At 69.1% G+C, this 26,242-nt stretch carries 21 protein-coding genes and 2 pseudogenes; 9 read left to right on the forward strand and 14 right to left on the reverse strand.

Annotated features, from left to right (window positions below; translation table 11 throughout):
* Positions 1-83: 83 nt before the first annotated feature.
* From CES90_RS17425 to CES90_RS17440, 4 genes are all read right to left on the reverse strand, one after another.
* Positions 84-818, reverse strand: coding sequence for a response regulator transcription factor (locus CES90_RS17425; protein ID WP_063799256.1), 735 nt, complete (start codon positions 816-818; stop codon positions 84-86).
* Positions 819-1,643: 825 nt separating this feature from the next.
* A complete protein-coding gene (locus tag CES90_RS17430) occupies positions 1,644-3,047 on the reverse strand; it encodes an aldehyde dehydrogenase family protein (protein WP_189784367.1) in 1,404 nt (467 codons plus the stop codon).
* 1 nt (position 3,048) lies between these two features.
* Positions 3,049-3,990 carry a carbohydrate kinase family protein gene (locus CES90_RS17435; protein WP_055540564.1) on the reverse strand — a complete coding sequence of 314 codons (942 nt, stop codon included), beginning with the start codon at positions 3,988-3,990 and terminating at the stop codon, positions 3,049-3,051.
* The gene (locus CES90_RS17440) at positions 3,987-4,667 is read right to left on the reverse strand and encodes a class II aldolase/adducin family protein (RefSeq protein ID WP_189784366.1); all 681 of its coding nucleotides are present in this window, start codon (positions 4,665-4,667) and stop codon (positions 3,987-3,989) included. The genes CES90_RS17435 and CES90_RS17440 overlap by 4 nt, the downstream gene beginning before the upstream one ends.
* Before the next feature lie 62 nt (positions 4,668-4,729).
* Here CES90_RS17440 and CES90_RS17445 point away from each other — a divergent pair, with 62 nt between their 5' ends.
* The 5 genes from CES90_RS17445 to CES90_RS17465 all read left to right on the forward strand — a co-directional run bounded on the left by CES90_RS17445 (position 4,730) and on the right by CES90_RS17465 (position 11,226).
* On the forward strand, positions 4,730-5,383 hold the full coding sequence (locus CES90_RS17445) for a TetR/AcrR family transcriptional regulator (RefSeq protein WP_055543227.1): 654 nt from the start codon (positions 4,730-4,732) through the stop codon (positions 5,381-5,383).
* 445 nt (positions 5,384-5,828) lie between these two features.
* Positions 5,829-5,981: a hypothetical protein gene (locus CES90_RS17450; RefSeq protein ID WP_189784365.1), complete on the forward strand. Its 153-nt coding sequence runs from the start codon at positions 5,829-5,831 to the stop codon at positions 5,979-5,981.
* Between the two features lie 14 nt (positions 5,982-5,995).
* A complete protein-coding gene (locus CES90_RS17455; RefSeq protein WP_206187798.1) occupies positions 5,996-6,139 on the forward strand; it encodes a hypothetical protein in 144 nt (47 codons plus the stop codon).
* Positions 6,140-6,151: 12 nt separating this feature from the next.
* Positions 6,152-6,868: a recombinase family protein gene (locus tag CES90_RS17460; protein WP_208921426.1), complete on the forward strand. Its 717-nt coding sequence runs from the start codon at positions 6,152-6,154 to the stop codon at positions 6,866-6,868.
* Positions 6,869-8,004: 1,136 nt separating this feature from the next.
* Entirely contained in the window at positions 8,005-11,226 is a 3,222-nt protein-coding gene (locus CES90_RS17465; protein WP_189784364.1) for a cytochrome P450, read from the forward strand.
* Positions 11,227-11,469: 243 nt separating this feature from the next.
* On the opposite strand, the pseudogene CES90_RS17470 reads toward CES90_RS17465, so the two are convergent.
* Both CES90_RS17470 and CES90_RS17475 read right to left on the reverse strand, forming a co-directional pair.
* Positions 11,470-12,285, reverse strand: a pseudogene (locus tag CES90_RS17470) (phosphoribosyltransferase domain-containing protein); the annotation flags it as partial.
* Between the two features lie 57 nt (positions 12,286-12,342).
* The gene (locus CES90_RS17475; protein WP_189781129.1) at positions 12,343-13,518 is read right to left on the reverse strand and encodes an HpcH/HpaI aldolase/citrate lyase family protein; all 1,176 of its coding nucleotides are present in this window, start codon (positions 13,516-13,518) and stop codon (positions 12,343-12,345) included.
* A gap of 213 nt (positions 13,519-13,731) precedes the next feature.
* Here CES90_RS17475 and CES90_RS17480 point away from each other — a divergent pair, with 213 nt between their 5' ends.
* Positions 13,732-14,553: a TerD family protein gene (locus CES90_RS17480; protein ID WP_189781130.1), complete on the forward strand. Its 822-nt coding sequence runs from the start codon at positions 13,732-13,734 to the stop codon at positions 14,551-14,553.
* Positions 14,554-14,614: 61 nt separating this feature from the next.
* Here the strand turns inward: CES90_RS17480 and CES90_RS17485 are convergent, their stop codons facing one another.
* From CES90_RS17485 to CES90_RS17510, 6 genes are all read right to left on the reverse strand, one after another.
* Positions 14,615-15,352 carry a TerD family protein gene (locus CES90_RS17485; RefSeq protein ID WP_189781131.1) on the reverse strand — a complete coding sequence of 246 codons (738 nt, stop codon included), beginning with the start codon at positions 15,350-15,352 and terminating at the stop codon, positions 14,615-14,617.
* A 108-nt stretch (positions 15,353-15,460) separates the two neighbouring features.
* Positions 15,461-16,606, reverse strand: a complete 1,146-nt coding sequence (locus tag CES90_RS17490; protein WP_189781132.1) for a DUF475 domain-containing protein — start codon at positions 16,604-16,606, stop codon at positions 15,461-15,463.
* Positions 16,607-16,911: 305 nt separating this feature from the next.
* Positions 16,912-17,487: a TerD family protein gene (locus CES90_RS17495; RefSeq protein ID WP_189781133.1), complete on the reverse strand. Its 576-nt coding sequence runs from the start codon at positions 17,485-17,487 to the stop codon at positions 16,912-16,914.
* Between the two features lie 132 nt (positions 17,488-17,619).
* On the reverse strand, positions 17,620-18,195 hold the full coding sequence (locus tag CES90_RS17500; RefSeq protein ID WP_189781134.1) for a calcium homeostasis/redox stress adaptation protein: 576 nt from the start codon (positions 18,193-18,195) through the stop codon (positions 17,620-17,622).
* Positions 18,196-18,307: 112 nt separating this feature from the next.
* Entirely contained in the window at positions 18,308-18,766 is a 459-nt protein-coding gene (locus CES90_RS17505; RefSeq protein WP_189781135.1) for a peroxiredoxin, read from the reverse strand.
* Between the two features lie 226 nt (positions 18,767-18,992).
* On the reverse strand, positions 18,993-19,430 hold the full coding sequence (locus CES90_RS17510; protein WP_172638938.1) for a DUF3052 domain-containing protein: 438 nt from the start codon (positions 19,428-19,430) through the stop codon (positions 18,993-18,995).
* A gap of 401 nt (positions 19,431-19,831) precedes the next feature.
* Between CES90_RS17510 and aceE the strand changes: the two genes are divergently transcribed.
* Positions 19,832-22,579, forward strand: a complete 2,748-nt coding sequence (aceE, locus tag CES90_RS17515) for a pyruvate dehydrogenase (acetyl-transferring), homodimeric type (RefSeq protein ID WP_189781136.1) — start codon at positions 19,832-19,834, stop codon at positions 22,577-22,579.
* A 97-nt stretch (positions 22,580-22,676) separates the two neighbouring features.
* Complete coding sequence (locus CES90_RS17520; protein ID WP_189781137.1) at positions 22,677-23,435, forward strand: potassium channel family protein; 759 nt, start codon at positions 22,677-22,679, stop codon at positions 23,433-23,435.
* 45 nt (positions 23,436-23,480) lie between these two features.
* Here the strand turns inward: CES90_RS17520 and CES90_RS49625 are convergent.
* Positions 23,481-23,570 (reverse strand): annotated as a pseudogene (locus tag CES90_RS49625) (small hydrophobic protein); the annotation flags it as partial.
* Positions 23,571-23,782: 212 nt separating this feature from the next.
* Positions 23,783-25,408: an MFS transporter gene (locus CES90_RS17525; protein WP_189781138.1), complete on the reverse strand. Its 1,626-nt coding sequence runs from the start codon at positions 25,406-25,408 to the stop codon at positions 23,783-23,785.
* 100 nt (positions 25,409-25,508) lie between these two features.
* Between CES90_RS17525 and CES90_RS17530 the strand changes: the two genes are divergently transcribed.
* The gene (locus CES90_RS17530) at positions 25,509-26,177 is read left to right on the forward strand and encodes a TetR/AcrR family transcriptional regulator (protein ID WP_189781139.1); all 669 of its coding nucleotides are present in this window, start codon (positions 25,509-25,511) and stop codon (positions 26,175-26,177) included.
* Positions 26,178-26,242: the final 65 nt, after the last annotated feature.

Below are 26,242 nucleotides of genomic sequence, written 5' to 3' on the forward strand. Positions count from 1 at the left end.
CCAGCGTCGAAATCTCGATGCCCGACGCGAAGCAGGGGCCCTCCGGGCTTTGCCGGGGGGCCACTTTATGTGAACGGGAATTGTCAGCCCGTGTTGGAGTGCGCAGCAGGAAGCGTTGCCTGCCCGAACCGCGGGTCCTGTCTCTCGGCTACCGTGGCCCCCGCAGGGTTTCGACTGGCGCCCAGCCACAGCAGAACCGCCTCCGTCCCGCTCCGGACGTCCAGCTTGGCGTAGATGTTGCTGAGGTTGTTGCGCACGGTCTTCTCGGCCAGATGCAGCCGTTTGGCGATCTCGGGCGCTCCGTAGCCAGAGGACAGCAGCTCGATGATTTGCCGTTCCCTGGGGGAGAGGCCGACCCTCAGCGCCTCCGCGGGTCCCGGGTCCCCGCTCCCCACGGCCGCCACGGGGAACGCTCCCTTTCTGAGAGCCGTGCAGGCCATGGGGGAGAGATAGGTGTTGCCGGCCACGCAGTTCAGGACCGCCGAGTTGAGCATGCATGAGCAGTGGTCGCCGTCGACCAGGTATCCACTCACTCCGTGGCGGAGTGCCTCAGCGAGCCGGTCGGCTTGCCATACCGGGCTGCTCACGATCACCGGGATGGTCCTGCCCCGCATGGCGTCGAGCAGTGGCATCAAGGCGTCCACAGGATCGTCGCAGCGCAACACCACGGCGTCCGGGCCGTCCCGGTGGCCGGAGTGCAGCTGGTCATACGGCGGGAGCACAAACCGGGTCCGGACCAGACCGTTCTTGGCGGGCCACTCCGAGTACGGCCAGTCGTCTTCGGCACACGCGAGGCCGACGGTCAGTTCGCGGCCCAAAGGGTGAGGCAGGCGGTCGTGGCAAGGCGACGGGGCCGGAGGGCGGTTAGTGCCGATATGTGAGGAATGTTGCATGTCCATACCTCTGTGCGTCCTTCCATTGACGCCATCAGTCTCCTGGCGAAGGGGCCACCAGTTTCAGCCGGTGGGGGAATCGCTTCCCCAGTTATCGCGGCGTGTAGAGCCGTTTTGGCTTGTCCGTCGTCTCCTCGGGGGCCGGATCGGGCTGGATCGCAACCTCCTGGACGGAAGCCCAGCACGGGGGAGCCCACCACGGGGAGGGAATCACGGTGTTCTTGCATACGGCTCCCACGCCGGACATGTTCAAAGTTTGAGGAATTGTTTGGCCAACCGTCAGTCGCGGCCGTACTACTGCCGGGTAGCGCTGACGTGGGTCACCGGCGGTCCGTACCGGGTAGAGCCGCTGGTCATGGCCTCCCTGCCTGGATCGCAGGCATGTCCCGGTTCCAGGCCCGCTTCGAGAAGGAAAACATGGCGGCCCTCGGCCCGACGGCGTTCGAGAATGCCGTCACGGAAGGAAGTCAGTACGACAGTCCGGCCTGTGCGGTCGAATTGGCCCTGGTGGCGTCGGCCGACGCCCGGCGGAGTGCCGCAGTTGCCCGTGTCCCCTGGACGCCGGGAAACGGAGGTGGCCGCGCTCGTGGCGGAGGGCACTGCGAAGCACGTGCGTCAGCCGCCCCCCGCCCCTCGCCGCCCACGCGGTGGATTACCGCTTGCTCGCCCTCGTCACGGCCTGGCCGTGCCCTCAGTACCATGGCACAGCGCCCGTAACCACTCCGCAGCCAGCAGCGGAGCATGCGTCGTTCACAGCAGGAGGCGCAGCAGCCGGTCCTTCCAGGTGGTGAAGGGCGGGTAGGCGATCCGGAGCGGGTCGGCGAAGAGGGGCTTGTCGAGGACGGCCTTGGTGTGGCTGAAGGTGTCGATGGAGTGCTCGCCGTGGTAGCGGCCGAAGCCGCTTTCGCCGACGCCGCCGAAGGGCAGGCCGGGGACGGTGAGATGGGCGTTGGGGACGCCGAAGGCCAGGGCGCCGGAGGAGGTCTGCGCGGTCAGGCGTCGCTTGCTGTCGGCGGAGGCGGTGAAGGCGTAGAGGGCCAGGGGTTTGTCCCGTTCGGTGATGAAGGAGATGGCCGTGTCCAGGTCGGGGACGGCGATGAGGGGCAGGACGGGCCCGAAGATCTCCTCGTTCATCACCGGCGCGCCGGGGTCGACCTCGGCGAGGACGGTGGGGGCGATGTAGCGGCTGTCGCGGTCGTGGTCTCCGCCGACGACGGTGCGTCCGTCCTTGAGGAAGCTGACGAGCCGGTCGAAGTGGCGGGTGCTGACGATGCGGCCGTAGTGGGGGCTGGTGGCCGGGTCGTCGCCGTACATCTCGCGGACCGCTGAGGCCAGGTGCGGTTCGAGTGCGGTGGCCGTCTCGCCCACGGCGAGGACGTAGTCCGGTGCCACGCAGGTCTGGCCGGTGTTCATGAACTTGCCCCAGACGATACGGCGGGCGGCCGTGGCCAGGTCGGTGCCGGGTTCCACCACGACGGGGCTCTTGCCGCCCAGCTCCAGGGTGAGCGGGGTGAGGTGGCGGGCGGCGGCGGCCATCACGATCCGGCCGACGGTGCCGTTGCCGGTGTAGAAGATGTGGTCGAAGCGCTGTTCCAGCAGGGCCGTGGTCTCGGGGACGCCGCCCTCGACAACGGCCACCGCCTGCGGGTCGAGGTGGAGCGGCAGCAGCCGGGCGAGGGCAGCGGAGGTGGCGGGGGCGAGTTCGCTGGGTTTGACGACGGCGCAGTTGCCCGCGGCCAGTGCTCCGACCAGGGGGGCCAGCGCCAACTGCACCGGGTAGTTCCACGGGCTGATGATCAGGACGGTGCCCAGGGGTTCCCGGATCACCCGGGCGCGGGCGGGTGCGAGCGCGAGCGGCACACCGGTCCGACGCGGGCGCAGCCATCCATGCAGGCGGGCGAGCGTGTGTTCGATCTCGTTGACGGTGAACCCGATCTCGGTGGTGAACGCCTCCGTCGGGCTCTTCCCGAGATCGGCTCTCAGAGCCTCCCCCAGCTCCTGTGCGTGTTCCGTCAACAGGGTTCGCAGGGACCACAGTTGGGCGCGGCGCCAGGCCACGGACCGGGTGCGGCCGGATGCGAAGACGGTACGCAGTCGGGCAACGGTGGCCGCGGCTTCGGTGCCGGGCGCCCGGGTGGTGTCGATGGTGTCCATGTCAGCGGCTCTCCAGGGTGGCGGCCGTGGTGGCGAAGGCGTCGGCGGTGGCGAGGTCGAAGTCGCCGTGGTCGCTGCCGAGGCCCTGTGCCACCAGCGCGGCGGCGGCACAGCCGAGCACGCCGCACTCGCGCGGTCCGCGTCCCAGGCCCAGTCCGCGCAGGAAGCCGGCCGAGAAGGCGTCGCCGCAGCCGGTGGTGTCCACCACGTCGACGGCGAAGGCCGGAATCTCGATCACCTCGTCCTCCGTGACCACCAGCGCACCGCGTGCGCCCCGGGTGACGGCGACGCACCCGACCCCTTCCGCGAGGAACCTGCGCGCACCGTCCTCCAGCGTCGCGGCGCCGGTGAGTCCGAGCACCTGCTCCTCGTTGGGCAACAGGTGGTCCAGATACGGGAGTGCGGGCGCGATCCAGTCGAACAAGCCGCTGTCGCCGGCGACGAGCAGGTCGGCGGAGGTGACCACACCCGCGGCCCGTGCGGGAGCGAGTGTCTTCGCCGCGGCCTCACCGCCCATCAACTCGGGTGCGCCCATGTGCAGATGGGTGGCTTCGGCGATCTCCGTGTGCGGGGCGTCGTCCGGTCCGTAGCTGATGTTCGCGCCCAGGACGTGGAACGCGGGGCGGCTGCCGTCGGGGCGGATGGGCAGCACCGAGGCCGAGGTTTGGGTGTCGTCGCGGCGCAGGACGAGAGAGGTGTCCACGCCGTGGCCGGCCAGCATGCTCAGCAGCAGGTCACCGATCGGGTCCGTGCCCACCGCGCCAGCGGTGCGCACCGCCGCTCCCAGCTTGGAGAGGGTCAGCGCGGTACCGGCGGCCGTGCCCGCCGGGCTGAACCGGATCTGGTCCACCAGGGTCGCGCCCTGCCCGTCCGGGATGGCCTCGACGGGCCGGACCTGCACGTCGAACACGTGAGCGCCGAGGGCTATGACTGTCTGGCTCATCGGGTGCTGTCCTCTCCTGTGGGGTGGGTGGTGCCGTAGCCGCGCCGCAGGGCGGAGGTGACGACGGCGGTCTGCTGGTCGTCGTCGAGGACCCGCGGCTTGCCGATGTGGGCGGCGCGCAGGTACACGCCGCACAGCCACTCCAGGAGCAGCGCGTTCTCCACGGCCTTGGCGAGCGTCGGCCCGAATGCCACGGCGCCGTGGTGGGCCATCAGCGCCGCCGACCTGCCGTCGAGTGCCGTGAGCACGTGCTGGGCCAGCTCCGGGGTGCCGAAGACGGCGAACGGCGCCACGCGCACGGACCCGCCGAGCAGCAGCTGCTGGTAGTGGACGCAGGGAAGTTCGTCGAGCACCAGGGACAACGCGGTGGCCTGGGGCGAGTGGGTGTGCACCACCGCGCCGGCGCCGTACCGCTGGTAGATCCCGAGGTGCAGCTCCAGTTCGGAGGTCGGTTCGAGGTTCCCGGCGAGTGTCCCGCCGTCGGGGCCCAATACCGTCACCTGGTGGGGCGTGCACTGTCCGAGGACGGCGCCGGTGGCGGTGACCGCGATCCGGTCGCCGTCGCGCATGCTCACATTGCCCGCCGTGCCGATCAGCAGTCCCTCGTCGGCGAGGCGGTGGCACGCCTCCGCCACGGCGCGCCGCGGTTCTGGCAGCAACTCGTTCGCGTCAGCCATGCCGCGAAGGTACCCTGAACATGAAACAAAGTCACATTTGGTTTTACGGAAGGGTGCGACGGATGCCCGCGACGGACGAACCCGACGGGAGCGACATGGTGCAGGTCACGGCGCTGCGGCTGCGGCGGATGCCACGCCAGGCCCGGGCGAGGGAGAAGGTCGCCCGGGTGCTGGAGGCCGCCGAACGGCTGCTCGTCGCGGAAGGCGCGGACGTGCTGACCACGACCCGCGTCGCCGCCGAGTCGGGGGTGTCCGTGGGGGCGCTGTACCAGTACCTGCCCGACCGGGAGGCCATCGTCGAGGCCCTGGCCGATATGTACCTGACCCGGCTGGAAGCGGCCATGGAGGCGTTCGTCGAACTCGCGCGCACGGAGACATGGAGTGATCCGGTGACCGTGCTCGTCGACGCCTTCGCGGACATCTACCGTTCCGAACCGGGCTTTCGGGCCCTGTGGTTCGGACGCCACCTCACCGAATGGACCAGGCAGGCCGACAGCAAGCACAAGCGCGTCATGGCGGCGGGGCTGCACCGCATCCTGGTCGCACAGCGCCTGTTGCCCGACGACAGGGAGGCGGCGACGGCCTGCTACACCGCCTTCCTCGCCGCCGACGCGGTGACCCAGGACGCCTTCCGCACGGACGCCGCCGGAGACGCCGAACTGCTCGGCCATCTCAAGAGCATGCTGCGCGCCTATCTCGGCCACTGGACCCGGTAGCCGCGAGTCCGGCGACCGGCGGGGCGTCACGCCGGGTCGTCGGGGCCACCGCGACCGGCGGCAGCCGGCCGACATGGCGGTGCGGGGCTGTCGTTCAGCGGCGGTCTGCAGGGAGACCGCCTCCTCCGGCCGCCGTCGGTGTTCACGGGTGAGGACGAGGCGGGCGGGGCCTCCGGTCTTCTTCTCCACCCGGGCGACGGCGTCGGCCGGGCCAGTGCGAGGAAACACGGGAGCCCCTGCTGAAGCGATGGGTGATCGAGATGCGCCGAGCAGACTGCGCCCACGGGTAGTCAACAGCACGTAAATCAAGGACGGGTGGTGGACCGGGTGGGCTTGCTGCGGCTGGTCGCTGCGGTGCAGCGGCTGCGGAAGGCATCCGTCCGGGCTGCCGGAGGTGAGGCGGCATGCGGGACGGCGGCGTCGACGACGGCCCCAGAGTCCGCGGATGGAGGGGGTGCGGGAGAGCCTTCCCCCGGCGCGTCGGGAGGTAGCGGACTACTGGCTGGCGGTGATGTTCCGCCACACCCAGGAGCTCACCGCGGAGGGTGTGCAGGATCGGCCGCTCGCGGACACGGGCGGTGAGCCGTGGCCGCGGTGATGCCGTGGGAACGCATGGGAAGCAAGATCACATCCAGGCATCGTGAGCTGCCGGCCGTCGTCTATGTGCGGCAGTCGACGCGGCAGCAGGTCGAGGGGCATCAGGAGTCGACGCGGCGGCAGTATGCGCTGGTCGACCGGGCCGTGACGCTGGGCTAGGAGGCGTCGCGGGTGCTGGTCATCGACGATGACCTGGGCAAGTCCGGCGCACGCTCGGAGCACCGGGAGGGCTTTCAGCGGCTGGTCGCGGAAATTTCCCTGGGGCATGTCGGCTTGGCGCTGGGCACGGAGATGTCGCGTCTGGCCCGCTCGGGACGGGACTGGTATCAGCTTCTGGAGCTGTCGGCGCTCGGTGGCGCATTGCTCGCCGACGATGCGCAGCTGCTGGCAGAAGCGCCTGAGCCAGCTCCGCACTGGCGTCCACGACGTGTTCGCAGTTGTCCAGCACGATCAGGGCATGGCGCCGGGAAAGATGAGCCGCGAGTTTCTCGACCACGGGGCTGGAGCCGACGTCCCCCACGCCCAGAGCTTCCGCCGTCGCGCCGACCACGGCCTTCGGGTCCAGTACGGGTGCCAGGTCCACCAGCCACACCCCGTCCGGAAAGCATGGCCGACTGCGGTGGCCGCCTCCAACGCCAGCCCGGTCTTACCGATACCGCCCGGCCCGGTGAGCGTCAGGAGCCTCGCGGCGCGGAGGAGGCGACGGATCTCGGCAGTATCGCGCCGTCGGCCGATGAAAGTGGTCAGGCGGCGCGGGCAGGTTCCCCGTCCCTGAGGCCGCAACGGTCACCGGTGTCTCGCTCACCGCTGTCTTTTCCACCTGTCCGAAAGCGCCATTTGAGCGGAGGTCGACAGCCGTGGCCTCACCGCCGACTGTGCCACGAGTGACACCGCGTACAGGCAGTCGCCTGCCCTGGAAGGCCATGGAGACCGCCCCGTGGCCAGGACGCCGACGTCCATGAGCCGACAGCTTATTGCCCGCGGTTCCGGTCGCGGCAGGGAGCCGCAGTGGCGACCAGGAGCGCGGGCCGGTGGGCCGTCCGAGAGCAGTCGGCATTGGCTCACACCGTGGACGAGCGCATCGTGAGCGTCCTGCTCGGGTATGCATCCAACTCATGGGTGGGAGCGGGGACTCCGGAGAATTCCTGCATCCCGAGGGTCCCGTGGGCCCCTGTAAAATTACCCATAGTCAGGAACAGGCCAGGCGTAGATGCTTCTCCGTATGAAGCGCACGCCGTCCCACCGGTTGCGCGCCCATGGCCGTCGCGCGCCGTGGACGCCCCACCGGAGGACCTCTGCCCCCGCCGGTCACCACGGGCATGGCGCGGCGGGACACCCGGCAGGACCAGGGTGCATGGCGCAGCGGAACCGCCGCTCTAGTTTCTCCCGACCATGTCACCCGGCCCGGCAACCGAACAGACCGCGATTCGGCGTGTGCGTCGGCCACCCCGGTGTTCGAGCGGATCAGCGGTGGACGGGAGGCGCCAGCGGACGTCTGGTCAGCGGTCTCCGGCTTCCCCACGTCACGGTGGGACTCACCGCGGGCATGCGGCGGGCCTCGACGCACCCTCCACCGGACTGCCGTGCGTTCCGGCTTCGCTGATGGAGCGCGCCCGTCCCCTCGCGCGCCGGCACGCGTGCACCACCTACGGATACGTGGTGATGCGCGACGCGGACTGCCTCTCCTTCCCCGTAAGGCCCCGGTCTCGCTGATGACTCCAGGGAACGCAGGCCTCACCGGTCATCTCCGAGGCCGCCCTGGGACGTCCCAGCGGGGATCATCACCGTCTTCCGCAGTGGCCCTACCGAGTACCGCGGAGTCGGAACTCCGCGGGCCAGGCCGACGCGCCCCTCGCGTCGCTTTTCCTCGCCGACCTGAGGCTTCCAGCCGGGGCGGAAGGCCCAGCGCCGAGACGCCACACGCTTCCATGTCTTTCAACTAAGTCGCACGACATTGTCAGTCGACAAAGTCTGCGATAGGTTGACACCCCTCGCTTCACGGCCGCGATTCGAAAGTCATGTTCATGCCCAATACGCCTTCTGGGACCGAGCGGATCCCCGAGCGCCCGTCTCTTCCCCTCATCGGCCACGCGCTCGATGTCCCCGACGGGGCCGAGGGCCTCGCCTACGTCATGCAGGAGGCCAAGGAGCTGGGGCCGCTGTTCAAGCTCCGGATCTTCGGAACCGAGATCAACTTTGTCTCCGGCCTGGATCTCGTCTCCGAGCTGGCGGACGAGAGCCGTTTCCGTAAGAACGTCCACCCCGATCTCGTGATCCTGCGGGAGATCGGCGGGGACGGGATGTTCACGGCCTACGGCGACGAGCCCAACTGGCGCAAGGCGCACGACGTCCTGATGCAGGCGTTCTGCGGGGGCGCGATGAGGGGCTACCACGCGACGATGCTCAAGGTCGCCCGGGAGCTGATCGCCAAGTGGGACCAGGCTGCCGGGGAGCTTCCGGTGGACGTGGCCGCCGGCATGACCCGGCTGACCTTCGACACGATCGGGCTGTGCGGCTTCGGCTACGACTTCGAATCCTTCCGCCGCGACGAGCCGCATCCCTTCATCACGGCGCTCGCGAGGGCACTGGACTTCGCTCAGGCCAAGGGCGAGTCCATCCCCGGGGCCGAGTTGTTCCAGTGGAAGAAGGCGGAGCAGTTCCGCAATGACGTCACCCTGATGAAGGACCTGGTCGATGATGTGATCCGGCGGCGGAGGGCGGACGGCGACCAGAGCACCGACGACCTGCTGGGGCGGATGCTGCACACCCGCGACGAGGTGAGCGGTGAGCCGCTGGACGACGTCAACATCCGCTACCAGGCGATCACCTTCCTCATCGCCGGCCACGAGACCACCAGTGGCCTGCTGTCGTTCGCGCTGTACTACCTGACCAAGCACCCCGCGGTGCTGGCCCGCGCCCAGGCGGAAGTGGACGCCCTGTGGGGCGATACGGCCGACCCCGACCCGCAGTACGCGGACATCGGCAAGCTCACCTACGTCCGCCAGATCCTCAGCGAGAGCCTGCGGCTGTGGCCCACGGAGCCGTCGTACGCGGTCGAGCCCCTGGCCGACACGGTCATCGGCGGCAAGTACGCCGTGCGCCAGGGCGAGTCGCTGATGGTGCTGATCCCTCAGCTGCACCGGGATCCCGCCTGGGGGGACAACGTCGAGCTGTTCGACCCGGAGCGGTTCTCGGCCGAGCGGGAGGCCGCACGCCCGGTCCACCTGTTCAAGCCGTTCGGCAACAGCGAACGGGCCTGCATCGGCCGCCAGTTCGCGTTGCACGAAGCGACGCTGGTGCTCGCCCTGCTGGTGCACCGGTTCCGCCTGATCGACCACACCGATAACCAGTTCAAGATCAAGCAGTCCCTCACCCTCAAGCCCGACGCCTTCACCTTGAACCTGGCCCGGCGCGTCGGCGGCGAGCGCCGCCTGCCCGCCGGCGTCGCCGTCAGCGCACCCGCCGAACAGGCGCGGCCCGCCGCCCGGCGTGCGACCGGTACGACGCTGACCGTGCTGCACGGCTCGAATCTCGGGACCTGCTCCGGCATCGCCGCCGATCTCGCCGTGGACGGCGACGAGCACGGCTTCGTCACCGCCGTCGCCTCCCTCGACGACGCCGTGGGGCAGCTCACCGGTACCGGCGGCCCGTTGGTGATCGTCGCCGCCTCCTACAACGGCAGGCCCACCGACGACGCCGCCCGGTTCGTGTCATGGCTGGAGGAGTTGGAGCCCGGCTCGCTCGACGGCGTCGAGTACGCGGTGCTCGGCGTCGGCGACCGCAACTGGGCCGCCACCTACCAGCGCATCCCGACGCTCATCGACGAGAGGCTCGCCGCCGCCGGTGCGGCGCCCCTGCTGGAGCGTGGCGCCGCCGACGCCGCGGGGGACTTCGCCGGCACCGTCGACCGGTGGACCGGCGACCTGTGGAACACCCTGCTGGAGAAGTACGGGATCCCGGTGCAGGCCGGCGCCGAACCGACCGGACAGAGCGGCGAAGCCGACGCCGACCAGGGGCTGTACGAGCTTCAGGACGCCACGGAGTCGGTCACCGGCCCGCTCGCGGCACGGCACGGCGTACAGCCCATGGAGGTGCTGGACGCCTACGAGCTGGTCGACCTGGACCACCCGCTCGGCCGCTCCAAGCGCTTCCTCCGGCTGCGGCTGCCCGACGGCGTCACCTACCGCACCGGCGACCACCTCGCGGTGCTCCCACGCAACCCGGCCGCCCTCGTGCAGCGGGTCGCCGACCGCTTCGGCCTCGACCTGGACCGCACCGTACGGCTGAAAGCACGCCGCCGCAGCCGGGGCGCCCTGCCCGTCGACCGCCCGCTGACCCTGCGTCAACTGCTCACGGATTTCGTGGAGCTTCAGGACGCCGCGACCCAGGAGCAGGTCGCCGTACTCGCCGAGCACACCGTCTGCCCGCCCGAGCACCGCCCCCTGGCAGAACTCGCCGAGGCGAAGCCCGATGTCTTCCGCGAGCAGGTCACCGACGCCGCATGCAGCCTCCTGGCCCTGCTGGAGCGCTACCGGGCCTGCGAGCTGCCGTTCGAGCACTTCCTGGAACTGCTGCCCGTGCTGCGGCCACGGCACTACTCGATCTCCTCGTCCGCCGCGGCCGCGCCTGGCGAGGTGGACCTGATGGTGTCGCTCCTCAAAGCGCCGCACCGCGGCGGCGAGGGCACCTTCCACGGCATCGCCTCCCACTACTTGCAGACCGTCAGCGCGGGCGACACCCTCCAGGCGCGGGTGCTCCCCTGCAGAGAAGCCTTCCGCCTGCCGCAGGACCCGGCCACCCCCGTGATCCTCATCAGCGCGGGTACCGGAGTGGCACCGTTCCGCGGCGCCGTCCTCGACCGGCTGCACAGCAAGGCGACCGGGACACTGCTGTGCTACTTCGGCTGCGACCACCCCGACGCCGACTTCCTCCACCGCGACGAACTCCAGGCAGCCGAGGACGCCGGAGCCGTCAGCCTGCGCCCCGTCTTCAGCTACACCCCCGAGGACGGCGCCCGCTTCGTCCAGGACCGCATCGCCCAGGAGAGCGCCGAGGTCTGGTCGGTCCTGCAGGCCGGAGGACGGGTGTACGTCTGCGGCGACGGGCGCCGCATGGCCCCCGGCGTACGCGCGGCCCTCCAGGCCGTCTACCGCGAGCACACCGGAGCCGGCGCCGACGAGGCCGCCGACTGGCTGACCGCCATGACGGAGTCCGGCACGTACGTCGAGGACGTCTGGGCGGGCTGACCCGCAGCCGGGCGCCGCTGCTCGTGGCCGGTCATGGCCGCTGAACCAATACCTCACATCGCTACCGAAGGAAAGATCATGACTGATACGCAGAAGAAGGACATTGCCACGGCGCAGCACGCCCGCAGGGCGGATGTGGTGGTGGTCGGTGCGGGGCTGGCCGGTCTGACCTCCCGGGACCGGCACCTCCGCCGCGCCTCCCGGGACCGGCACCTCCGCCGCGCCTCCCGGGACCGGCACCTCCGCCGCGCCTGCCGGGACCGGCACCTCCGCCGCGCCCTCGTACTCCGCGACCAGCGCCTGCCCCTTCTCCAGCACGCCCTCCGGCAGCCGTACCGTCCCCTTCGCCGCGGCGACGAGATCCACCCGCGCCCCGATCTCCCGCGCGAACTCGGCCAGCCGCCCCTGGTCCGCCGCCGACCTCATGTCGACGAGCGCCACGACGACGTACCGGTCACGCGGATACCGCTCGTGCAGCGCGCGAATGGTGTTGAGGACCGTGTTCCCGGTGGAGAACTCGTCGTCGACGAGCACCAACGGCCCCCGCCCCGCGAGCAGCGTCGGGTCCTCCGGCAGCAGCAGATGCGACGTCGCGTGGGAGTGGGACTCCTCGAAGCCACCGGCTTGTTCGACGCCCTCGACCGGCCGCCGGGTGGAGTGCAGACAGGGCGCCTCGCCCACACCGTCCGCGACCGAGTGCCCGAGCCCGGTGGCCGTCTCGGCGTACCCGAGGACGACAGCGGTCCGCGCCCCGGCGGACCCGAGCAGCTCCCGCACCCGCCGCCCCAACTCGAACCCCTGCCCGTACACGACGGCCGGCGACTGCGGCACATGCTTGCCGAGCACGTTCGACACCAGCAGATGCGCCCGCTTGGGGTTGCGCCGCAGCGCGAGCCCGAGCAGCCCGCTCAACTCCTCGTCCCCGACCAGCTCGATCCCGAGCCGCTCGGCGACCCAGGCCCCGGACCAGACCTGATCGGTCGGGCCGGTCACGCCGGTCGGATCGGCCGGATCGGTCGGATCGGTCGGATCGGTCGTGTCGTTCGCTGCGTTAATCATCGATTCCTTGTCGGTACGGCGTGAATGCGGGCGTCAGTGGTACGTGAGCGGGGCGGATCAGTCGGGCAGCCCGGCCGCCAGCAGGTCCACGAACCCGATGTCCTCCCGGGCCACACCGAAGACCTCGGCCCGCTGCATAACCCTTTCCGCCCAGGCCCGGTGCGGCTTGACCTCGTTCATCTTGTTGCGGGAGGCGGAGCGCATGACTCCACCGCCGTTGCGCTCGGGCCGCAGGATGTCCTGGGCGTCGCTGAACTCCTCGTGGCTGACCACGGACAGCGCGTGCACCGGCAGCACGTGCGAGGGGTGGATGCAGGTCTTGCCGAGCAGCCCGTTGGCGTGGTCGAGGGAGATCTCCCGGAGCAGGCCGTCCAGGGCGTGCTCGATGAGCGACTCGCGCAGGTCCACGGCCCGGTTGGCGAGGAAGGGGCTGGTGCGCAGCTGCGGCTTGAACATCCGCTCCTGGACCCGGAAGTACTCCCACACCGGCCCGGTCACGGTGAACCCGGTCCCGTCCGCGCGGCCCAGCACATTCACCACGTCCGCGATCACGGAGGCGACGATCTGGACGTCGTACGCGGTCATGTCCGGCGGCCGGCGCAGCGCGTAGGAGGAGCAGAAGTCGGTGACGCCGAGGCGCAGGGCGAGGACACGGTCGCGGTACTTGTCGACGGTGTGGGCGATGCCCTGGAGGGCGTCTACGCGCGTCTCCCGATACATCAGCTCGGGCGATTCCAGCACGGGCATCGCGAACAGCCGCCGCCCGCTCGCCGCCTCGGCCGCGGTGAGCGCCTCCAGGAAGGCGACCCCGCGCTCCTCGGTGAACTTCGGCAGTACGAATCCGGACAGCAGCTGCACGGCGGGGCCGAGACGCCGTGCGAGGTCGGGTATCTGCTCCGGGAAGCGGACCCGGATGAACAGCAGCGGAAGCTCCACATCCGACCGCCCGGCGAGGTCGGCGAGGTCGGCGAACTGCCGGATCAGGTTCTCCTCGGCGCCCACGACCTCCGCGTCGTCGATCGAGTCCTCCAGGCACAGCACCATGGAGACGACCCCGCGCCCGGCCTGCTTGACGATGTCGTCGGCCAGTCGCTCCCGGGTCGCCGGGCTGTAGAGCGTGGCGCCGAGGGCGGCGGCGAGCGTCTTGGCCGGGGAGTCGGCGTCGAACTCACCCGGCTCCCGGTGGAAGAGGCGCTGACGCTCCTCAGGGGCGATGTGCCCGAAATGACGCATGGAATTCCCCCGTGGCTGCTGGGCGGCCGGTGTTGAAGGTGGCCGGTAATAGTACGTACGAATGTGTGTCATCAGTTCCCGCAGGGCGTGAAGTTCTGGTAACCCGGCCATGTCGGGCGCTCGACGGTTCCACCGACGCTCCACCAGCGCTCCCACCGGCGGTTCCTCGCCCCCGCGTTGTCGTGATCAGGACCGAGAGGGCAGGATGACCGCATGACGCACGCGATGCTGAAGGGGTCGAACGTCCCGATCGAAGCCACGGCGGTCCGCGCCGTGCTGCGCTGGGCGCCCGGACAGGGTGCCCCGGAAGTCGACGCCTCGGCGCTGCTCCTCGGCCCCGACGGACGCGTACGGTCCGACGAGGACTTCGTCTTCTACAACCAGCCGCGCCACCCCTCGGGCACGGTGTGGCGGCTCGGCAAGAAGCGCGTTGCCGACGGCCTCACGGACACCATCCAGACCGATCTCGCGGGTGTCGAGTCCGCCGTCGGCCAGATTCTCCTCGTGGCCTCCGCCGACGACGTCACCTTCGACCGCGTACGGTCCCTGCGCATCCTGCTCTACGACGCCACGGTCGCCGACGCCGAGCCGCTGGCCTACTTCGACATCAAGCCCGAGACCGGCGAGGAGACCGCCCTCATCTGCGGCGAGCTCTACCGCCGCGGCGGCGGCTGGAAGTTCCGCGCCCTCGGCGAGGGCTACACCAACGGCCTCCAGGGCCTCGCCGTGGACTACGGCATCTCGGTCGACGAATCGGAAGCGACGACCACCACCCCGACCCCGGAAATCTCGGCCCCACTCCCCCCGGAGCAGCCCGCCACCGGAGTCCCGACCCAGCCGGCGTACGGCTACCCCCCGGCGGCCCCCACCCAACAGCCGTCCCAGCTGGCCTACGGCTACCCGCACCCGGCCCCCGCCACAACCGGCGCCCCGGCCTACGGATACCCCCAGCCCGCAGCAGCGGCAGCGGCAGCGGCAGCCCTGGACCCCAACTTCCGCCTGCCCCCGCAGGGCCCGCAGTTCATCGGCCGCTGAGGGGCTCGTCGCCCCGAGCTGTCAGGCCTTGGGGGTGTTGCTCACAACACCCCCAACGACGTCAGCGATCCGCCTTCGACTTGTACCCCCGCCCCCACTGCAGCCCCCACCCATACAACCGATCAAGCTCAGCCTGGAAGCCGTACACGAACTTCACTTCCCGGCGCACAACGATCTCGCCCTTGACGTTCTCGATCAGAACCACCGCACACGACCGCGCCTGCGAGTGCCGCTCGTCCAGCCCTATCTCGATCCGCGGCCCATTGCTGGGGTACAGCGTGACGACCGCGTGCGTACGGTCGAACGCCGGCGTCTGGTCGTAGATGTAGACGAAGACCAGCAGCCGCTTGAAGTCGTCCCGGTGGTCGAGGTTGATGTACATCGTCTCGCCGGATCCCGACCCGAACCGGTCGTCGCCGCTGAGCCGCATGTACGGCGGGTCGTTGATGTCACCGAGGAAGCCTCCCAGCGGCTGGACGACCCCCTTGGTCCCGTCGGCCAGCTCGTACAGACACCCGAGGTCGAGGTCGACGTTGACCATGCTCTGGCTGTGCGCCTGTACGGGTTCCGGCTTCAGCGCCTGGAACGGATGCCGCAGCACACTCTGCCGCTTGGGCCCGCCGATGTCGGACGTCCGCATCCGCCAGGACAGGTTGACCCGCAGATGCCCGGCGGCGGCGTTCTGCTTGCTGAGCGACACCTTCTGATGTCGTTTGGTCAGCTCGATCGCGTTGGTCGCCGCACTGCCCGCGTCGAACTCGGAGGCCCGTCCGCGCCAGAGGTTGTCCAGGAAACTCATGCCCGCCCCACAACTGCCGTGTCGTCGCGTCAACCACCGCGGGGCGGTCGACGAGGAGGAGTCCTCGTCGACCGCCCCGCTCAGAGCGTTCCCTCACCCGGAGGGCCGTCACACTCCGGAAGAGACCTCCGCCTTGTCGGCGGCGTCAGCTTTTCCCTCCGCGGCCGCCAGCGCCTTGTTGCGGCGGACGGAGGACCAGAAGGACCAGGCGATCAGGACGACACCGATGGAACCGGTGATGAACTCGTTGATCTCGTACTGGATGGTGACGAGCAGGATCGCGGCGAGCGCGCCGATCGCGTAGTGCGCGCCGTGCTCCAGGTAGACGTAGTCGTCGAGGGTGCCCTGGCGGACCAGGTACACGGTCAGCGACCGGACGTACATGGCGCCGACACCGAGGCCCAGCGCCATCAGGACGATGTCGTTGGTGATGGCGAAGGCGCCGATGACACCGTCGAAGGAGAAGGACGCGTCCAGGACCTCCAGGTAGAGGAACATGAAGAACGCGGCCTTGCCGGCGAGGGCGACGGCCGAGCGCGGCTTGCCGGCGCGCTCCGCCTCTTCCTCCTCCTCGTGCTCGCGCTCCTCCTCTTCCTCGAGCTTGTCCTCGAAGTAGCCGGAGAGACCGCCGACGACGAGATACGTGATGAGGCCCGCGAGCCCGGAGATCAGAACCGTCTGCGCCTTGTCGACGTGCGCCCCGCCATGCTGGTGGGCGTTGGCCGCGAAGGTCATCGAGGTGATCAGCAGGACGATCATCGCGATACAGGCCGACAGCATGTCGATCTTGCCGAGCTTGGCCAGCGGCCGCTCCAGCCAGGCCAGCCACTTGATGTCCCGGTCCTCGAAGATGAAGTCGAGGAAGATCATCAGCAGGAACATGCCACCGAAGGCGGCGATCGACGGGTGGGCGTCGGTCACGTACTGCTGGTACTGGTCCTTGTCGGTGAGCGCCAGGTCGACAGCCTCGATCGGGCCCAGCTTGGCGCTGATCGCGACGATCACGACCGGGAAGATCAGACGCATGCCGAACACGGCGATCAGGATGCCGATGGTGAGGAAGATCTTCTGCCAGAAGGCATTCATCTTCTTCAGGATCCCGGCGTTGACCACCGCGTTGTCGAACGACAGCGAGATCTCCAGGACGGACAGGATCGCGACGATGCCGAACGCCGCCCATCCACCATAGAGAACCGCTGCGACCAAGCCGAGCGCGGTGACCGCGAACGACCAGCCGAAGGTTTTCAGAACCACTGGCTACCCAATCGTGTGTGTACGGCGTTCCCCCGCGCCGCGCGCGGCTTTACGAAACTTTGAATCCGAAGTCTAGTCGTCCCCCCTTCGAACCCCACCCGGCCCCGGTTTTAGCTCATATAGCGCGATGAACTGCCGTCGGAGCGGCTGGGGCGTGTTGCGAAGGTCCCGCCTGCCGCCCGACGCCTGGCACGCTCCCCCACTCTCGGCTTCTCCCCCACTCTCGGCTTCGCTCGAGCGGGGGGACCCCCATGACGCCGCTCGGCCCGCCCTCCGGGCGGACGACGGGACTTTCGCAACACGCCCTAGGAGACGTTGACCCCGAAGTCCAGAGCGATGCCGCGCAGGCCCGACGCGTACCCCTGGCCGACCGCTCGGAACTTCCACTCCGCGCCGTAGCGGTAGACCTCGCCGAAGATCATCGCGGTCTCGGTGGAGGCGTCCTCGGAGAGGTCGTAGCGGGCCAGTTCCTGGCCGTCGGCCTGGTTGACGACGCGGATGAAGGCGTTGCTGACCTGGCCGAAGGCCTGTCCGCGGTTCTCCGCGTCATGGATGGAGACCGGGAAGACGATCTTGTCGCAGTGGGCCGGCACCTTGGTGAGATCGATGATCAGCGACTCGTCGTCGCCGTCGCCCTCGCCGGTGAGGTTGTCACCGGTGTGCTCCACCGAGCCGTCCGGGCTCGTGAGCTGGTTGTAGAAGATGAACCACTCGTCCCCCAGCACCCGCCCGTTCTGGCACAGCAGCGCGCTGGCGTCCAGGTCGAAGGCGGCTCCGGTGGTGGTCCTGACGTCCCAGCCGAGCCCTACCATCACCTTCGTGAGGTTCGGCGCGGCCTTGGAGAGGGAGACATTGCCTCCCTTGGCGAGCGTGACGCCCATGGTGCTGGTCCTCCCCGATTTGGATCATGCGTTACGAGCGCATCCGGCGCCGCAGTCGAATGACGGCGGCGCCGGACAACAGTGTCCTCTGGGACTCCACAACGGTGAGTCCTGTGGGACTTCCCCCGAGACTCAGACGTTCACACCGAAGTCCGCGGCGATACCGCGCAGACCCGAGGCGTAGCCCTGGCCGATGGCGCGGAACTTCCACTCCGCACCGTGCCGGTACAGCTCACCGAAGACCATCGCGGTCTCGGTGGAGGCGTCCTCGGAGAGGTCGTAACGGGCGATCTCCGCCTCGCCCGCCTGGTTCACCACGCGGATGAACGCGTTGCGGACCTGGCCGAAGGACTGCTGGCGGTTCTCGGCGTCGTAGATCGAGACCGGGAAGACGATCTTCTCGATCTCGGCGGGCACGCCCGCGAGGTTGACCTTGATCTGCTCGTCGTCGCCCTCGCCCTCACCGGTGAGGTTGTCACCGGTGTGCTCGACCGAGCCGTCGGGGCTCTTGAGGTTGTTGAAGAAGACGAAGTTGGCGTCGCTGCTGACCTTGCCCGAGGAGTCCAGCAACAGGGCGCTGGCGTCCAGGTCGAAGTCGGTGCCGGTCGTGGTGCGGATGTCCCACCCCAGACCAACGATGACCGCGGTCAGGCCCGGGGCCTCCTTGGTCAGCGATACGTTGCCGCCCTTGCTGAGGCTGACTCCCACGAGTCCTCCCTTTGTCGTCAGGGGCGGGGAGCCCCGTCGTGCGTTGGTATCGGATCAACGTGTCGATCCTAGTGAGGGGTTCCCACCTGCCGCAGGCCCTAGGGCCGACAAATCACAGGGTGTCGAGGGCGGCGACGTACTCGTTCAGGTCACGGGCGTCCGGCAGGGCGTTGACGACGGTCCAGCGAACGACGCCCTCCTTGTCGATGATGAACGTGCCGCGCACCGCGCAGCCCTTGTCCGCGTCGAAGACGCCGTACGCGCGGCTGACCTCACCGTGCGGCCAGAAGTCGGACAGCAGCGGGTACTCCAGCCCCTCCTGCTCCGCGAACACCCGCAGCGTGTGGATCGAGTCGTTCGACACCGCCAGCAGCTGTACGTCGTCGTTCACGAACTTCGGCAGGTTGTCCCGCAGTTCGCACAGCTCTCCGGTGCACACCCCGGTGAACGCGAACGGATAGAACAACACCACCACGTTCTTCTCACCACGGAAGTCCGAGAGCTTCACCGTGGCGCCGTGGTTGTCCTTGAGCTCGAAGTCGGGTGCCTTGTCGCCGACCTGGATCGCCATGATTCTCCTGCGTCCCTTCATGGGCTGTACGGGTGGCCCAGCCTACGCAGGAGAAACGGCGCGCCCCTGGGTGGGTAGCCCCGCAGGGGCACCCACCCAGGGGCGCGGGGCGGTGTCGATATGGGGCTCCGCCCCGTGTGCGCGACAAGCCACGACGACGCCGCAGCCGCCAACACACAGCTCACTCCGAGCTCTCAGGCGAACAACCTGACCGGAAGCAAGAGAGTCACCTCTTCGACTTGGCCGCCTTCGGCGTCACCAAACGACTACCGCTCCAGTCCTTGCCCACGCTGACACTCTTCGACGCGGACAACCCCGCAGTCGTCGCGGCCTCCGAAATGTCGCTGGGCTCCACATAGCCGTCCCGCCCGGTCTTGGGCGTCAGCAGCAGGATCGAGCCACCCTCCTCGATGTACGTGGTGGCGTCCACCAGCACATCGGTCAGGTCGCCGTCGTCGTCGCGGAACCACAGCACGACGGCATCGGCCACGTCGTCGTAGTCCTCGTCGACGAGCTCACTGCCTACGACTTCCTCGATGGACTCGCGGAGCTCCTGGTCGACATCGTCGTCGTAGCCGATCTCCTGGACCACCTGCTCGGGCTGGAACCCCAGCCTGACGGCAGGGTTCGTCCGCTCCTCCGCGTGGTCCGCGGTCGCGCTCACGGGTTGCCTCCTGATCATGTTCGGGTGGGGTTGCCCCCGGGATATCAGCCACGCGTGTACGCGAAGCATTGGCCGTAGTCCACACGGGCGGGACGGATCGCGCAAGTACCCAGCCTCGGAGACCGCCGAAACGGTGACGATCCGGGCCGTGTCACCGCAACTCTCTGCGCGAATTCACAGCTACAGGTGACACACGCCACACCCTTCTGCCCGTTTTGCGCATTCGGTAACCATCCGAGGGTACGAGAGTCGAACGGCTCTACTGCCTTTACGGAACAAGTAAACGCCCTGGTTACCTCTCGGTAGAGGTGACGTTTGCGCCCCCGAGGTACACGATGGGGAACGGTGCAGGCACCCATGAACACCCATGAAGAGTGGCCCTCTGACAGCTAAGGAACAGCGTGGCTTCCGGATCCGATCGCAATCCGATCATCATTGGCGGCCTTCCGAGTCAGGTCCCTGACTTCGACCCCGAGGAGACCCAGGAGTGGCTCGACTCGCTCGACGCCGCGGTGGACGAGCGCGGCCGTGAGCGCGCGCGCTATCTGATGCTCCGGCTCATCGAGCGGGCCCGCGAGAAGCGCGTGGCCGTGCCCGAGATGCGCAGCACGGACTACGTCAACACCATCCCCACGAAGAGCGAGCCGTTCTTCCCGGGCAACGAGGAGATCGAGCGGAAGATCCTCAACGCGACCCGGTGGAACGCCGCGGTGATGGTGTCCCGGGCCCAGCGCCCCGGCATCGGCGTCGGCGGTCACATCGCGACGTTCGCCTCCTCCGCCTCCCTCTACGACGTGGGCTTCAACCACTTCTTCCGGGGCAAGGACGGGGGCGACGGCGGCGACCAGATCTTCTTCCAGGGGCACGCCTCCCCGGGCATCTACGCCCGCGCGTTCCTCCTCGACCGGCTCGGCGAGCCGCAGCTCGACGCCTTCCGCCAGGAGAAGTCGAAGGCCCCCAACGGCCTGTCCAGCTACCCGCACCCGCGCCTCATGCCGGACTTCTGGGAGTTCCCCACCGTGTCCATGGGCCTCGGCCCGCTCGGCGCGATCTTCCAGGCCCGGATGAACCGGTACATGGAGGCGCGCGGCATCGCGGACACCTCCAAGTCCCATGTGTGGGCGTTCCTCGGCGACGGCGAGATGGACGAGCCGGAGTCGCTCGGCCAGCTCACGCTCGCCGCCCGCGAGGGCCTCGACAACCTCACCTTCGTCGTGAACTGCAACCTCCAGCGACTCGACGGCCCGGTGCGCGGCAACGGCAAGATCATCCAGGAGCTGGAGTCGGTCTTCCGGGGCGCCGGCTGGAACGTGATCAAGCTGGTGTGGGACCGCACCTGGGACCCGCTGCTCGCGCAGGACCGCGACGGTGTGCTGGTCAACAAGATGAACACCACGCCGGACGGCCAGTTCCAGACGTACGCCACCGAGACCGGCGCGTACATCCGCGACCACTTCTTCGGTGACGACCACCGGCTGCGCGCGATGGTCGAGAACATGACCGACGACCAGATCCTGCACCTGGGCCGCGGCGGTCACGACCACCGCAAGATCTACGCGGCGTACAAGGCGGCCTACGAGCACAAGGGCCAGCCGACGGTCATCCTGGCCAAGACGATCAAGGGCTGGACGCTGGGCCCGAACTTCGAGGGCCGCAACGCCACGCACCAGATGAAGAAGCTGACGGTCGCCGACCTCAAGGGCTTCCGCGACCGCCTCCACCTGCCGATCTCCGACAAGGAACTGGAGAACGGGCTTCCGCCGTACTACCACCCCGGGCGGAACTCCGAGGAGATCCAGTACATGCACGACCGCCGCAAGGGGCTCGGCGGTTACGTCCCCACGCGTGTCGTGCGCGCCAAGCCGCTCCCGCTGCCGGACGACAAGACGTACGCGGGTGTGAAGAAGGGCTCCGGCCAGCAGTCGATCGCCACGACCATGGCGTTCGTAAGGCTGCTGAAGGACCTCATGAGGGACAAGGAGATCGGCAAGCGGTTCGTGCTGATCGCGCCGGACGAGTACCGCACGTTCGGCATGGACTCCTTCTTCCCGAGCGCGAAGATCTACAACCCGCTCGGCCAGCAGTACGAGTCGGTGGACCGCGAGTTGCTGCTCGCGTACAAGGAGTCGCCGACCGGGCAGATGCTGCACGACGGCATCTCCGAGGCCGGCTGCACGGCGTCGCTGATCGCGGCCGGTTCGGCGTACGCGACGCACGGCGAGCCGCTCATCCCGGTGTACGTCTTCTACTCGATGTTCGGTTTCCAGCGCACCGGCGACCAGTTCTGGCAGATGGCCGACCAGTTGGCGCGCGGCTTTGTACTGGGCGCGACCGCCGGGCGTACGACGCTGACCGGTGAGGGTCTCCAGCACGCGGACGGCCACTCGCAGTTGCTGGCGTCCACCAACCCGGGCTGTGTCGCCTACGACCCGGCGTTCGGGTACGAGATCGCGCACATCGTGAAGGACGGTCTGCGCCGGATGTACGGCGAGACCGCCGACGGCAAGCCGGGCGAGGACGTCTTCTACTACCTCACCGTCTACAACGAGCCCATCCAGCACCCGGCCGAGCCCGCCGATGTCGACGTGGACGGCATCCTCAAGGGCCTCCACCGCTTCAAGGTCGGCGAGTCGGGCGCGATCCCGGCGCAGATCATCGCCTCCGGTGTCGCGGTGCCGTGGGCGGTCGAGGCGCAAGCGATCCTCGCCGAGGAGTGGAACGTCAAGGCGGACGTCTGGTCGGCGACCTCCTGGAACGAGCTGCGCCGCGAGGCGATCGACGTGGAGCGGTACAACCTGCTGCACCCCGAGGAGGAGCAGCGCGTCCCGTACGTGACGCAGAAGCTGAACGGCGCCGAGGGGCCGTTCGTGGCCGTCTCCGACTGGATGCGGTCGGTGCCGGACCAGATCTCCCGGTGGGTGCCGGGCACGTACCAGTCACTGGGCGCCGACGGGTTCGGTTTCGCCGACACGCGGGGTGCGGCCCGGCGGTACTTCCACATCGACGCCCAGTCGATCGTGGTCGCGGTGCTGACCGAGCTGGCCCGCGAGGGCAAGGTCGACCGGTCGGTACTGAAGCAGGCGATCGACCGGTACCAGCTGCTGGACGTGGCCGCGGCCGACCCGGGGGCCGCGGGCGGCGACGCCTAGCATCTGGTCCCTGTGTCTCCGTGTGTCAAGGGGTGGTGAACCTGCGGGTTCACCACCCCTTCACGTTTTCCACGATGTGTTTTCTACGATGCGCAGCATGAAGCAGCGATCGGGCTCGGCGCAGGCCCGTTGGGAACAGCACACACAGCGGCCGCTGTTCGGACTGGCCGCGGTCTTCGCCGTCGCGTACGCCGTACCGATCGTCCGGCCGGACGCGAGCGCGAACGTGAAGTGGTGGTGCGAGGTCGCCGAGTGGGCGGTGTGGGGGGCGTTCGCGTTCGACTACCTCGTCCGGGTCGCGCTCGCCGAGCGGCGGTGGGAGTTCGTGCGGTCGCACTGGCTGGACCTGTGCGCGGTGGTGCTGCCGATGGTCCAGCCGCTGCGGTTGCTGCGGCTGGTGGCGACGTTGCTGCTGGTCGGGCAGCGGGCGCGGATCGCGTCACAGATAAGGCTCACCACGTACGTCGGCGGGTCGGTGATCGGGCTGTTGATGTTCGGGTCGTTGGCGGTGCTGTCCGTGGAGCGGGGCTCGCCGGACGGGAACATCCACACGCTGGGCGACGCCGTGTGGTGGTCGTTCACCACCATGACGACCGTGGGGTACGGGGATCACGCGCCGACCACCGGGCTGGGGCGGGTGTTGGCCGTTGGGCTGATGCTGTCGGGGATCGCGTTGTTGGGTGTGGTGACCGCGAATATCGCCGCGTGGTTCATCGCGCGGTTCGAGAAGGACGACGCGGAGGAGCGGCGGCAGACCGCGGCGATTGCCGAGCTGACGGAGGAGGTTCGGTTGTTGCGGGCGGAGGTTGCTGCGTTGCGGTCTTCCGGAGGGGCGGTGCCGAAACAGCGCCTGTGACCGTAGGGCCGCCCGCAGTCCCCGGCGTCAGAAGACGGGGCGGGTGCCGAGGGTCGCGCGATCCGGCCCGGTCCGTGACCACGTCCGGCCACGTGAGCGGGGGTGCCTGCGCATACCGTGTCCGAAACCCGCCATCGTCTACAACTCCCTGAACCTTGCGGTCAGTTCGCGTACAGGAAGGCGGGTACCCCTACGGCGTGGTTGAAACAAGGGAGGGTTGGTCGGTCCCGGCTGCGCGCGCTGCTCCCCTCCGGCAGCGCGCGCAGAACCTCGGTCCGCCACTGTGGTCCAGGGCGGGTGTCCGGTGCGAGCGATCTTTAGCCTTGTCACCCTGATAGGTGAACGCGTCAGATGTGCGCCGCCCCGGCGCCCGCCTCCGCGTTCTCGCCGCGCTTGGTCAGGAACGCCACGAGGACAGCGACCGCGGCGACCCCGGCGGCGACCAGGCAGGCGAGGCCCATGCCGGAGATGAACGTGTCGTGCGCGACGTCGGTGATCTTTGCGGCGATCTGTGCCGGCGTGCCCTCGGCGACCGGGGCCACGCCGACCTGGACGGCCTCGGAGGCCTGGTCGAGCTGGGTGTCGGTGAGCGGCGGGAGACCGGCGTCCTTCCAGTTGCCGGCGAGGTCGCCGTCGACCTTGGAGGCCATCACGGCGCCCAGGACGGCCGTACCGAGGCTGCCGCCGATCTGCATCGCGGCCTGCTGGAGGCCGCCGGCGACACCGGAGAGCTCCATGGGGGCGTTGCCGACGATGACCTCCGTCGCGCCGACCATGACCGGGGCGAGGCCGAGGCCGAGCATGGCGAACCAGAGGGACATCACGCCGCTGCCGGTGTCGGTCTCCAGGGTCGACATGCCGTACATGGCGATCGCGGTGAGCGCCATGCCGCCGGCCAGCGGGATGCGCGGCCCGGCCTTGGTGATCAGGGCGCCGGCGAGCGGTGAGCCGACGATCATCATGCCGGTGAGCGGAAGGAGGTGCAGGCCCGCGTCGATGGGGCTCATCCCGTGCACGTTCTGCAGGTAGAACGTGACGAAGAACAGGCCGCCCATGAAGGCGATGGCCATCAGGACCATCAGGACCACGCCCGCGGACAGCGGGACCGAACGGAACAGCGCCAGCGGGATCAAGGGCTCCTTCACCTTCGTCTCCCAGAAGGCGAAGAGGGCGAAGCCGGCGACGGACGCGGCGACGAAGGTCCACGTCAGGCCGTCGCCCCAGCCCCACTCGGGGGCCTTGATGAGGGCCCAGACCAGGCAGAACATGGCCGCCGACAGCAGGGCTATACCCAGGATGTCGAAGGAGCGGGGCGCGTTCTCGGCGCGGTGGTCCAGCAGGATCCAGGCGCCCAGGGCCACGGCGAGGACGCCGACCGGGACGTTGATCCAGAACACGGACTGCCAGCTGACGTTCTCGACGAGGAAGCCGCCGAGGATCGGGCCGCCCGCGGTGGAGGCGCCGATGACCATGCCCCAGATGCCGATCGCCATGTTCAGCTTCTCGGCGGGGAAGGTGGCGCGGAGCAGACCGAGCGCGGCCGGCATCAGCAGGGCGCCGAACAGGCCCTGGAAGACACGGAAGGTCACCACGAAGGCGACGGAGTCGGACAGACCGATGGCCCCCGAGGCCGCGGCGAAGCCGACCACACCGATGAGGAAGGTCTGGCGGTGGCCGAAGCGGTCGCCGAGCTTGCCCGCGGTGATGAGGGTGACCGCCAGCGCGAGGAAGTACGCGTTGGTGATCCACTGGACCTCGGCGAAACTCGCCTTGAGGTCGTCCGCGATGGCCGGGTTGGCGATCGCCACGATGGTGCCGTCGAGGGCGACCATCATGACGCCGACGGCCACGGTGAGGAGGGTGAACCAGGGATGGCCGCGCAGGCCGCGGGCCTGGCTCGGTGTCGGGTCCGACGGGGCTGCCGGCGCCTTGTCCCCCGGTCCCGTCTTGTCGACAGTGGTCTGACTAGTCATGCGTTCGAGGCTAATGACAGCCACTGACAGTTGACAAACCAATTCACAAGTCGGTAACTGTCACGTCACTCGCCGCGAGGGCGGGTGGAGACGAGGGTTCATGAAGACGGTGACGGCGACGCCGGAAGGGCGGCCCGGACTGCGCGAACGCAAGAAGCGGCGCACGCACGACGCGCTGCTGCGGGCCGCGCTGGAGCTGTTCACGACCAAGGGGTACGAGGCGACGACGGTCGACGAGATCGCCGAGGCCGTCGACGTCTCGCAGCGCACCTTCTTCCGCTACTTCGCGGGCAAGGAGGAGGCAGCCCTCGCGGTCCAGGACATCGCCCAGGAGTGCTTCGCCGAGGCAGTGCGCGACCGCCCGCCGCACGAGGCCCCCCTGGAGGCCATGCGCAACGCCGTCCTGGAGGGCTGGGACGACATCACCGAGATCGTCGAACAGGTCGTTCCCGTCGAGCTGTATCTGCGCTCCTACCGCATGGTCGAGTCGACGCCCGCGCTCCTCGCCGCCCATCTGCGCCGCTCCGACGAGACGGCGGAGGCGATCGCGCGGATCATCGCCGAGCGTGAGGGCGTCGACGTGGACGCCGATCCCCGGCCGCGGGTGGCCGTCGCCCTCTTCTCCGGAGTGATCCGTGTCACCGAACGTCTATGGGCCCTGGGCGAGGACCTCAACATGGACACGATGCGCGACCTGATGGCCGTGCACCTGGACGCCGTACGGCCCGCGCTGGCCGAGAAGTGGCGTACGGACCGACGTACGGACTGAAACACACAGGGAACGGCAGCATCGGGATGTTCTTTGCGCACCGTCGCGCACGGTACGGAACAGGC

This window comes from Streptomyces capitiformicae, from assembly GCF_002214185.1.
Lineage (GTDB): Bacteria > Actinomycetota > Actinomycetes > Streptomycetales > Streptomycetaceae > Streptomyces > Streptomyces capitiformicae.

Excerpts from the sequence above, each read along its gene's own strand:
- CES90_RS17430 (WP_189784367.1), bottom strand. The coding sequence starts at position 3,047 with ATGGACACCATCGACACCACCCGGGCGCCCGGCACCGAAGCCGCGGCC.
- CES90_RS17480 (WP_189781130.1), top strand. The coding sequence starts at position 13,732 with ATGACGCACGCGATGCTGAAGGGGTCGAACGTCCCGATCGAAGCCACG.
- CES90_RS17520 (WP_189781137.1), top strand. The coding sequence starts at position 22,677 with ATGAAGCAGCGATCGGGCTCGGCGCAGGCCCGTTGGGAACAGCACACA.
- CES90_RS17445 (WP_055543227.1), top strand. The coding sequence starts at position 4,730 with ATGCCCGCGACGGACGAACCCGACGGGAGCGACATGGTGCAGGTCACG.
- CES90_RS17455 (WP_206187798.1), top strand. The coding sequence starts at position 5,996 with ATGGGAAGCAAGATCACATCCAGGCATCGTGAGCTGCCGGCCGTCGTC.
- CES90_RS17475 (WP_189781129.1), bottom strand. The coding sequence starts at position 13,518 with ATGCGTCATTTCGGGCACATCGCCCCTGAGGAGCGTCAGCGCCTCTTC.
- CES90_RS17440 (WP_189784366.1), bottom strand. The coding sequence starts at position 4,667 with ATGGCTGACGCGAACGAGTTGCTGCCAGAACCGCGGCGCGCCGTGGCG.
- CES90_RS17495 (WP_189781133.1), bottom strand. The coding sequence starts at position 17,487 with ATGGGCGTCACGCTCGCCAAGGGAGGCAATGTCTCCCTCTCCAAGGCC.
- CES90_RS17530 (WP_189781139.1), top strand. The coding sequence starts at position 25,509 with ATGAAGACGGTGACGGCGACGCCGGAAGGGCGGCCCGGACTGCGCGAA.
- CES90_RS17525 (WP_189781138.1), bottom strand. The coding sequence starts at position 25,408 with ATGACTAGTCAGACCACTGTCGACAAGACGGGACCGGGGGACAAGGCG.
- CES90_RS17450 (WP_189784365.1), top strand. The coding sequence starts at position 5,829 with ATGGAGGGGGTGCGGGAGAGCCTTCCCCCGGCGCGTCGGGAGGTAGCG.
- CES90_RS17465 (WP_189784364.1), top strand. The coding sequence starts at position 8,005 with ATGCCCAATACGCCTTCTGGGACCGAGCGGATCCCCGAGCGCCCGTCT.
- CES90_RS17505 (WP_189781135.1), bottom strand. The coding sequence starts at position 18,766 with ATGGCGATCCAGGTCGGCGACAAGGCACCCGACTTCGAGCTCAAGGAC.
- CES90_RS17435 (WP_055540564.1), bottom strand. The coding sequence starts at position 3,990 with ATGAGCCAGACAGTCATAGCCCTCGGCGCTCACGTGTTCGACGTGCAG.
- CES90_RS17485 (WP_189781131.1), bottom strand. The coding sequence starts at position 15,352 with ATGAGTTTCCTGGACAACCTCTGGCGCGGACGGGCCTCCGAGTTCGAC.